Here is a 9,249-nt window from a genome sequence, read left to right as displayed (position 1 = left end):
ATACCGAACGCCGGCAGGATCAGGATGTACACCTCGGGGTGACCCCATGCCCAGATCAGGTTCAGGTACAGCATCGCGTTGCCGCCGGCTTCGTTCGTGAAGAAGTGCATGCCGAGGTAACGATCGAATCAGGTTGTTCATGACGTTCACCTCTCGAGATGGCGTGTTCGCGTCCGCAGGTTGGGCTGGACATCCGCTCCGCATCGATGCGATGGGGAGTGGTGTCCATTCTGCGATTCGCGCGCTTTCCGGAAGGTGAGGCTTCGATTACGGTCTTGTCATCGGGTCGCGGCCCGGCCGCACGGCCGTGTCGGTCAGCGCGCAACCGTTTCCGGGTTCCGCACGCTGCCCAGAAACCGCGTCAATTCCACCGTCTGCGGACGCTCGAAGATCTCGTCTGCCGTCCCGCTCTCCCACACGCGTCCCTGGTGCATGAACACGATCCTGTCGCTCACCGCACGCGCGAAGTTCATCTCGTGGGTGACCATGATCAGCGTCATGTCCTCGCGCGCGAGCTGCTCGATCACGCCCAGCACCTCGCCGACGAGTTCGGGATCCAGCGCCGACGTGATTTCGTCGCACAGCAGCACGCTCGGCTTCATCGCGAGCGCACGCGCGATCGCGACGCGCTGCTGCTGGCCGCCCGACAGGTGTTCCGGAAACGCGTCGAACTTGTCGCCGAGGCCGACACGCTCGAGCATCAGTTCCGCGATCGCGCGCGCCTGCTGGCGGTGCGACTTCTTCACCACCGACTGCGCGAGCATCACGTTCTGTCCGGCGCTCAGGTGCGGAAACAGGTTGTACTGCTGGAACACCATGCCGACCTTCAGCCGCAGCGCACGCAAGTCCGCATGCCGTGCATCGACGCGTTCGCCGTCGACCGAGATCGTGCCCGCGTCGATGCTCTCGAGCCCGTTGAGCGTGCGCAGCAGCGTGCTCTTGCCCGAGCCGCTGCGGCCGATGATCGACACGACCTGCCCGCGCTCGACGGACAGGTCGATGCCCTTGAGCACATGATGGGTGCCGAAGTTCTTTTCGAGACCCCGGGTTTCAACGAGCGGCATGCCATCTCCTTTGCAACGTGCGCGCATAACGGGTGAGCGGATAGCAGAGCGCGAAATAGATCAGCGCGACGAGGCCATACACGACGAACGGCCGGAACGTCGCGTTCGAGATCGCGATACCGACCTTCGTCAGCTCGGTGAAGCCGATGATCGACACGAGCGCCGTATCCTTCACCGCCTGCACGCCGAAACCGACCGTCGGCGCGATCGCGATGCGCGCGGCCTGCGGCAGGATCACGTGACGCAACTGCTCGACATAGCTCATCGCCAGGCTGGCCGACGCCTCCCACTGCCCTTTCGGCACCGCCTCGACACAGCCGCGCCAGATCTCCGCCAGATAGGCGCTGGTGAAGAACGTGAGCCCCGCCGTGGCCGCGACCCACGGCGGCACGTCGAACCCGACGAGCGGCAGGCCGAAGAACACGATGAACAGTTGCATCAGCAACGGCGTGCCCTGGAACACTTCGATATAGAGCTTGGCGACGCCGCGCAGCGCCGTCGAATTCGATACGCGCATCACGAGCAGCCCGAGGCCGACGAGGCCGCCGGATACGAACGACACGATCGACAGCACGATCGTCCAGCGCGCGGCCAGCAGCAGGTTCGCGAGAATCTGCCCGAACGTGAAATCGGTCATCGCGCACCTCGCATGCGGCGGGAGAACAGGCGGCGGCCCATCGCGCCGAGCGTGGCGCGCATCAGCAGCGCCATCGCCAGATACGCGAGCGTGATCACGAAGTACGTCTCGAATGCACGGAAGTTGCGCGACTGGATGTAGCCGGCCGCATAGGTCAGGTCGGCCACCGAGATCTGCGACACGACCGCCGAACCCAGCATCGTGATCACGATCTGGCTCGACAGCGCGGGAAACACCTTGGCGAGCGCCTGCGGCAGCACGACGTGGCGCAGCATCTGCGCGCGCGACATCGCCAGCGCGGACGCCGCCTCCAGATGCCCTTTCGGCACGGCGGCCACGCCCGCGCGCACGATCTCGACCGAGTACGCGCCGAGGTTGAGCGTCATCGCGAGGATCGCGGCCGTGTACTCGTCGATGTGCACGCCGAGCGCCGGCAAGCCGAAGAAGATGAAGAACAGCTGGACGACGAACGGCGTATTGCGAATCGCCTCGACGTACGCGCCGATCAGCGGGCGCAAGCGCACGGCCGCGCGCGCGTCGGCGCTGTACGCGGCCGCGCCGAGCACGCCGACGGCCACGCCGAGCACGGTCGCGACCGCCGTCAGCGCGAGCGTGATCGCCGCGCCGCTCGCGAACACGCCGGCGTAATCGGCGAGTTCGCCGAATTGAAGCTGGTAGCTCATGGGAAGCGGATGAATTCGGGTTCGGACAACGACACGCGCCGTGCCGGGCATGCGGGCCGCGGCGACGTGTCAGGCTGCACTGCGCTACGTCACAGCCCGGCCGGCAGCGGCTGGCCGAGCCACTTCCGCGACAGCTCGCCGAGCGAGCCGTCCTGCTTCGCATGCGCGATCGCATCGTCGATCTTCGCGAGCAGGCGCGGTTCGTTCTTGTTGACGCCGACGAAGCACGGCGAATTCTTGATCACGAACTTGACCTCGGGGCGGCGCGGCGGATTCTTCGCGAGAATCGCCGCCGCGACGATGTTGCCGGCCGCGATCAGTTGCACCTGCCCCGACAGGAACGCCTGGATCGTCGCGTTGTTGTCCTCGAAGCGCTTGATCGTCGCGTTCGGCGCGAGTTGCGACAGCGCGATCTCCTCGAGCGCGCCGCGCGTCGCGCCGACCGTCTTGCCGGTGAGGTCGGCGGGCGCGCTCACCTTCACGTCGGACGGCCCGAACACGCCCTGGAAATACGGCGCGTACGCGCTCGAGAAATCGATGACCTTCTCGCGCTCCGGGGTCTTGCCGAGCGACGAAATCACCATGTCGACCTTGTTGGTCGTCAGGTACGGAATCCGGTTCGCGCTGTTCACGGGCACCAGCTTCAGCTTGACGCCGAGCGCCTTGGCGAGGAGGCCTGCCATGTCGATGTCGTAGCCTTGCGGCTGCATGTCCGTGCCGACCGAACCGAACGGCGGATAGTCCTCGGGCACCGCGACGCGCAGCGTGCCGTTTTTCGCGATCGTGTCGAGCGCATCGGCATGGGCCGGCGCGGCGGCGAACAGCGCGATCACGGGGGCGGCGAGCAGCGCTGCCAGCCAGGTGCGTCGGGGGAACGGTCGGGTCGTCGGGCTCACGGTGAATCTTCCTTGTCTGGTATGTCGTCGGGCAGCGCGCAACGATTGCGCGGCCGACACCACTCCAGCAAAAACCGGGCCATCGCCGTGAAACGCTTGCCGCACCGGCACGAGACAGAAATTTCGGCGACCTTTCGGCGAGCCGGATTCCTCATTTCGGTGCATGCGCCGGCGCCGTCGGTAAAGGTTGCCCCCGCAGCGCGCGCCGGCGCACCAAATTACCTAACCGGTTCACCCGGCGCCGACACCCTATGCATGGATTCGAACCGGCCCAGTCCAAATTTGCATTCCGTTTGTGACCGGAATTACGGCTGAATACGTTCGCGACGTACCGTGCCTTTCGTCAGGTCCGACGAATCGCCATCAGGACGCGCGCGCGCGATTGCGCGCGCCGGACCTCCGGTACCGGTGATCCCGATCGTCCGCGATCGGGATGAATCCCATCCCATCCGTGCGCGAGGAACCCGTCATGGCATCGATTCCCGACCCGTCGACAACCGGCGAAACCGACAAACGCAGCTGGCTCGAATCGCACGAAGCCGGCTATCACAAGACCCTCGGCAATCGACAGGTGCAGATGATCGCGATCGGCGGGGCGATCGGCACCGGGCTGTTTCTCGGCGCCGGCGCCCGGCTGCAGGCCGCCGGCCCGGCGCTCGCGATCGTCTATCTCGTCTGCGGCGCGTTTTCGTTCCTGATCCTGCGCGCGCTCGGCGAGCTCGTGATGCATCGCCCGAGCAGCGGCAGCTTCGTGTCGTACGCACGCGAATTCCTCGGCGAGAAGGCGTCGTTCGTCGCAGGCTGGATGTACTTCCTGAACTGGGCGATGACCGGCATCGTCGACATCACCGCCGTCGCGCTCTACATGCACTACTGGGCACCGTTCGCGGCCGTGCCGCAGTGGATCTTCGCGCTCGTCGCGCTGTGCATCGTCGCGACGATGAACCTGATCGGCGTGAAATGGTTCGCGGAAATGGAGTTCTGGTTCGCGCTGGTCAAGGTCGCCGCGATCGTGCTGTTTCTCGTGATCGGCGCGGCGATCCTCGGCACGGGCATGCCGGTGGCCGGCCATGGCACCGGCCTGCATCTGATCACCGACAACGGCGGGTTCTTTCCGCACGGACTGATGCCGGCGCTGGTGCTGGTGCAGGGCGTGGTGTTCGCGTTCGCGGGCGTCGAACTGGTCGGCACGGCCGCCGGCGAATGCAAGGATGCGCGCAAGGTGCTGCCGCGCGCGATCAACAACGTGATCTGGCGCATCGCGATTTTCTACGTCGCATCGGTCGTGCTGCTGGTCTGCCTGCTGCCGTGGAGTGCGTACAAGGCGGGCCAGAGCCCGTTCGTCACGTTCTTCGGCGCGCTCGGCGTGCCGGGCATCGGCTCGGTGATGAACCTGGTGGTGCTCACCGCCGCGCTGTCGAGCCTCAACTCCGGCCTGTATTCGACGGGGCGGGTGTTGCGTTCGCTGTCGATGGGCGGCTCGGCTCCCGCGTTCCTCGCGCGGATGAGCGGGCAATCCGTTCCGTACGCGGGCATTCTGGTGACGGTCGCGATCTACGTGGTCGGCGTGCTGCTCAACTATCTGGTGCCGTCGAGCGTGTTCGAGATCGTGCTGAACATCGCGTCGCTCGGCATCATCAGCACCTGGGGCTTCATCGTCGTGTGCCAGATGAAGTTCCGCGCCGCGGTCAGGCGCGGCGACGTGGACGACGTATCGTTCAGGATGCCTGGCGCGCCCGTGACGTCGTGGCTCACGCTGCTGTTCCTGCTCGGCGTGCTGGTGTTGATGGCATTCGACTATCCGAACGGGACCTGGACGATCGCCTCGATCCCGCTGGTCGCGCTGCTGCTCGTGGCCGGCTGGAAGTGGCTGAGCCGTCGCGCGCGCCGCGCGTTGCTGAAGCCGACGATTCCGTCGATCGCGCTCACGCAGAACGTGCTCGAGAACGGCGACGACTGACTCGCTGCGGCATGCGTGCCGTCCGTTGAAGGAACCGTCGCCGGGCCGCGGACGGCGGTCGACCACCGCGTTCAGTGATGCTCGTACAACGGCTGCGTGTCGAGCGACGCGAGCGAGGCGAACGACGGCGCAGCGGTCTTGGCGGCAACGCTCGGCCGTGCGGCGGCCGATTGCGCTGGCTGCACGGCGACCTTCGCCTCGGCGGCCTGAATGTCCTCGGGATAGTTCGGATCGTTACTGATCGGACGATAACCGGCCTGTTCGACGCGGACGAGATCGGCGCGCACGTCGGCCCGTGTGAGCGCATGGTCGGTGGTTTGCGCCAATGCGACGATCGGTGCGCTCAGCGCACAGGAAAGCAGGACTGCACGAATCAGGTTGTTCATGATGTTCACCTCTCAAGATGGCGTGTTCGCGTCCGCAGATCAGGCCGGACATCCGCTCCCCATCGATGTGATGAAGAGTTGGATTCATTCTGCGATTCGCGCGCTTTCCTGAAGGTGAGGCTTCGATTACGGTTTTGTTATCCGATCGCTCGCGCCCGTCGCGGGCGGGCCGACCCGGTTCGCCGGACATCGCGCGGGCCCGCGACGCGACGCGCATGCCAGTCGATCGTCGCGTTCATGCGGGCACGTCGAGCGGCCTTACTTCCGGAATCATCGCGGCCTGGCCACGCACGATTCCGTCCGCGTCCATGAGTTGCCATACGGTCGCGCGTTCGATCCAGAACCGCTTGCCGGACTTCGTCACGCGCACGCCGCGGTATTCGGACACGAAGCCATCGCGCATCACCTTGTCGAGAAACACCTGGCGCTCGTGTCGCTCCATCGGCTCCGCCGACAGACGGGACGGCAACGCCGTCAGTTCATCCCAGTCGTATTCGAAAATCGCCTGCGCGCGCCGGTTGCCGTACACGAACACCGGATCGGCCGACGTGTCGTGCGCCAGGATGCCGAACGGCGCCGCTTCGTACAGCCACGCGGCGCCGTCGGAGGCGCTCATGCCGTCGGGCACGAGCGGGCGGCTCACGAGCCGGCGATACGAGTCGGCAAGAAGGCGGAAGAAGTTTGCATCGGTGCGCAACGACATCGGTCTGGCTCCTGAAATCGGCGAGATACGCGAATGAGCGAAGGTTTGCCGCCGGACATTATGGATGAAGCGGCGCCCCGCCGTCGGCGGCGCGTGTTCGGCCCGCCCGCATCGCGCCGCGCGGCCCGCCGCACGGCCGATGCCGCCGCGCCGGCACGGATAACGGTTTCGTAATCTTCGAGTCAGGGTCGGGTCAACGCCGCGCCGGCAGACTGCGTGCTCGTCGCATCGAATGCGCGTCCATTCCCCGCTTCGAGGAGCACCATCATGTGGATCGTCCGGCTGGCGTTACGCAGGCCCTACACGTTCGTCGTACTCGCGCTGCTGATCTTCATCGCGGGGCCGCTCGCGCTGCTGCGCACCCCCACCGACATCTTCCCGAACATCGACATTCCGGTCGTCAGCATCGTCTGGTCGTACAACGGTTTCTCCGCGGAGGACATGGCCAAGCGCATCACGTCGAACTATGAACGCGCGCTCACGTCGGACGTCGACGACATCGAGCACATCGAATCGCAATCGCTGAACGGCGTGTCGGTCGTGAAGATCTTCTTCCACCCCGGCGCCGACATCAATCGCGCGATCGCGGAAGCCGCGAGCAACGCCGCGTCGATCCTGCGCATCCTGCCGCCCGGCACGCTGCCGCCGAACATCATCACGTACAACGCGTCGACCGTACCGATCCTGCAGCTCGGGCTGTCGAGCAACTCGCTCGCCGAGCAGCAGCTGTACGACCTCGGCAACAGCTTCATCCGCACGCAGCTCGCGACCGTCCAGGGCGCGGCCGTGCCGTTGCCGTTCGGCGGCAAGATCCGCCAGATCGTCGTCGATCTCGACACGCGTGCGTTGCAGGCGAAGGGCCTCGCGCCGATCGACGTGGTGAACGCGATCAACGCGCAGAACCTGATCCTGCCCGGCGGCACCGCGAAGATCGGCACGCACGAGTACGACGTGCAGATGAACGGCAGCACGCAGACGGTGGCCGCGCTGAACGACCTGCCGGTGAAGACGATCGGTGGCACGGTCGTCTATGTGCGCGACGTCGCTCACGTGCGCGACGGCTACGCGCCGCAGACCAACATCGTGCGGGTGGACGGCAAGCGCGCGGCGCTGCTGACCGTCGAGAAAACGGGCAGCGCGTCGACGCTGACGATCATCGACCAGGTGAAGGCGATGCTGCCGAAGATCGCGGCCGGGCTGCCGAAGGCGCTCCACATTTCGCCGCTCGACGACCAGTCGGTGTTCGTGAAGGCGGCGGTCCAGGGCGTCGTGCGCGAGGCACTGATCGCCGCCTGCCTGACCGCGCTGATGATCCTGCTGTTCCTCGGCAGCTGGCGCGCGACGCTGATCATCGCGATCACGATCCCGCTCGCGGTGCTCACGTCGCTGCTCGCACTCGCCGTGCTCGGCCAGACCATCAACATCATGACGCTCGGCGGGCTCGCGCTCGCGGTCGGGATCCTGGTGGACGACGCGACCGTCGCCATCGAGAACATCACGCATCATCTCGAACGGGGCGCGCCACTCGAGGACGCGATCCTGACCGGCGCGGGCGAGATCGCGGTGCCGACCTTCGTGTCGACGCTGTCGATCTGCATCGTGTTCGTGCCGATGTTCCTGCTCACCGGCGTCGCACGCTACCTGTTCGTGCCGCTGGCCGAAGCGGTGATCTTCGCGATGATCGCGTCGTACTTCTTCTCGCGCACGCTGGTGCCGACGCTCGCGATGGCGCTGATGCGCGCGAAGGGCCACGGCCGGCCGCCGCGCGGCGTGTTCGCCCGCTTCGTGCGCTTCCAGGCCGCGTTCGAACGACGCTTCGAGGCCGTCCGGCTGCGCTATCGCGCGCTGCTCGCCGCGGCGATCGCCCGGCGCCGCCGCTTCGCGGCCGCGTTCCTGCTCGCCTGCGTCGCATCGACCGGCCTGTTCGCGTTCGCCGGCCAGGACTTCTTTCCGTCGGTCGATACCGGCGAGATCCGCCTGCACCTGCGCGCGCCGACCGGCACGCGGATCGAGGAAACCGCACGGCTCACCGACGAAGTGGAAGCGAAGATCCGTAACGTGATTCCGACGAACGAACTCGCGGGCGTGCTCGACAACATCGGCGTGCCGGTGAGCGGGATCAACCTCACGTACGACACGTCCGACCCGATCGGCACCGGGGACGCCGACGTGCTGATCACGCTGAAGCCGAACCATGCGTCCACGGCTGCGTACGTCGCGAAGCTGCGCAACGTACTCGCGCAGTCGTTCCCCGGCGTGACGTTCGCGTTCCTGCCGGCCGACATCGTCAGCCAGATCCTCAATTTCGGGCTGCCCGCGCCGATCGACATCCAGATCGTCGGCAACAGGCTCGACCAGAACCGCGCGGTCGCGAACACGCTGCTCGCGAAGCTGCGCGGGGTGCGCGGGCTCGTCGACGCGCGCATCCAGCAACCCGGCGACGAACCGGCGATCGACGTGAACGTCGACCGCACGAAGGCGATCCTGGCCGGGCTGCAGCAGCGCGACGTCGCGCAGAACCTGCTGATCGCGCTGTCCGGCAGCTCGCAGACCACGCCGAACTTCTGGCTCGATCCGCGCAACGGCGTCAGCTACCCGGTGCTCGTGCAGACGCCGCAATACACGGTGAATTCGCTGCAGTCCGGCGAACGACTCGTGCATCGCCTGCACCTGGCCGCGCAGCACGATCGACGAACCGGGCGGCAGTTGCGCGCGGGCTTCATCGACGAGTGTCGTCACGTCGGCGGTGACGCCGCCGAGGTCGCGCCCCTGCACCGACGCGAAGAGGTCGAGCACCGGCTGCACGTTGTAGTGCGACACGACCGCCTGCTGCGTGGTGCGCGAGAAGCTGCCGAGCGTGCCGAGCAGGTTCTGCGCGGGTGCGCCGGCCGCCGGGCCGCCGGCCGGCGTCTGCGGCGCG

General features: G+C 66.6%; 8 protein-coding genes and 1 pseudogene. 2 read left to right on the top strand and 7 right to left on the bottom strand.

Features of this window, described 5'->3' with window-relative positions; genetic code table 11:
- The 5 genes and pseudogenes from G3N96_RS35920 to G3N96_RS35900 form a co-directional block, all read right to left on the bottom strand.
- Window positions 1–125: pseudogene (locus tag G3N96_RS35920) on the bottom strand (cbb3-type cytochrome c oxidase subunit I); the annotation flags it as partial.
- 189 nt (window positions 126–314) lie between these two features.
- A complete protein-coding gene (locus tag G3N96_RS35915; RefSeq protein ID WP_124579262.1) occupies window positions 315–1,064 on the bottom strand; it encodes an amino acid ABC transporter ATP-binding protein in 750 nt (249 codons plus the stop codon).
- Window positions 1,051–1,701: an amino acid ABC transporter permease gene (locus G3N96_RS35910; RefSeq protein WP_124579264.1), complete on the bottom strand. Its 651-nt coding sequence runs from the start codon at window positions 1,699–1,701 to the stop codon at window positions 1,051–1,053. The genes G3N96_RS35915 and G3N96_RS35910 overlap by 14 nt, the downstream gene beginning before the upstream one ends.
- On the bottom strand, window positions 1,698–2,384 hold the full coding sequence (locus G3N96_RS35905; protein ID WP_124579266.1) for an amino acid ABC transporter permease: 687 nt from the start codon (window positions 2,382–2,384) through the stop codon (window positions 1,698–1,700). Before G3N96_RS35905 ends, G3N96_RS35910 begins: the two co-directional genes overlap by 4 nt.
- A gap of 89 nt (window positions 2,385–2,473) precedes the next feature.
- Window positions 2,474–3,280 (bottom strand): transporter substrate-binding domain-containing protein, encoded by an 807-nt coding sequence (locus G3N96_RS35900; RefSeq protein ID WP_046546696.1) that lies wholly within the window; start codon window positions 3,278–3,280, stop codon window positions 2,474–2,476.
- Between the two features lie 469 nt (window positions 3,281–3,749).
- Here G3N96_RS35900 and ansP point away from each other — a divergent pair, with 469 nt between their 5' ends.
- Window positions 3,750–5,240, top strand: coding sequence for an L-asparagine permease (gene ansP, locus G3N96_RS35895; RefSeq protein WP_206140137.1), 1,491 nt, complete (start codon window positions 3,750–3,752; stop codon window positions 5,238–5,240).
- Window positions 5,241–5,311: 71 nt separating this feature from the next.
- Here ansP and G3N96_RS35890 read toward each other — a convergent pair whose 3' ends face one another.
- Window positions 5,312–5,626: a DUF4148 domain-containing protein gene (locus tag G3N96_RS35890; protein ID WP_206140136.1), complete on the bottom strand. Its 315-nt coding sequence runs from the start codon at window positions 5,624–5,626 to the stop codon at window positions 5,312–5,314.
- A 235-nt stretch (window positions 5,627–5,861) separates the two neighbouring features.
- Window positions 5,862–6,329 (bottom strand): MEKHLA domain-containing protein, encoded by a 468-nt coding sequence (locus tag G3N96_RS35885; protein WP_206140135.1) that lies wholly within the window; start codon window positions 6,327–6,329, stop codon window positions 5,862–5,864.
- Between the two features lie 267 nt (window positions 6,330–6,596).
- Between G3N96_RS35885 and G3N96_RS35880 the strand changes: the two genes are divergently transcribed.
- Window positions 6,597–9,249: efflux RND transporter permease subunit (locus tag G3N96_RS35880; RefSeq protein WP_241022986.1), on the top strand; the 2,653-nt coding region annotated here is incomplete at its 3' end.

The organism is Burkholderia sp. Se-20373 (assembly GCF_017104705.1).
In the GTDB taxonomy this organism is placed as follows: domain Bacteria; phylum Pseudomonadota; class Gammaproteobacteria; order Burkholderiales; family Burkholderiaceae; genus Burkholderia.
The sequence above is the reverse complement of the archived record's forward strand: the minus strand, read 5'-3'. Positions and strand labels throughout refer to the sequence as shown.

Bases quoted from the DNA above. Each gene is read 5' to 3' on its own strand.
- G3N96_RS35910 (WP_124579264.1), bottom strand. From the start codon at position 1,701: ATGACCGATTTCACGTTCGGGCAGATTCTCGCGAACCTGCTGCTGGCC.
- ansP (WP_206140137.1), top strand. From the start codon at position 3,750: ATGGCATCGATTCCCGACCCGTCGACAACCGGCGAAACCGACAAACGC.
- G3N96_RS35890 (WP_206140136.1), bottom strand. From the start codon at position 5,626: ATGAACAACCTGATTCGTGCAGTCCTGCTTTCCTGTGCGCTGAGCGCA.
- G3N96_RS35915 (WP_124579262.1), bottom strand. From the start codon at position 1,064: ATGCCGCTCGTTGAAACCCGGGGTCTCGAAAAGAACTTCGGCACCCAT.
- G3N96_RS35885 (WP_206140135.1), bottom strand. From the start codon at position 6,329: ATGTCGTTGCGCACCGATGCAAACTTCTTCCGCCTTCTTGCCGACTCG.
- G3N96_RS35905 (WP_124579266.1), bottom strand. From the start codon at position 2,384: ATGAGCTACCAGCTTCAATTCGGCGAACTCGCCGATTACGCCGGCGTG.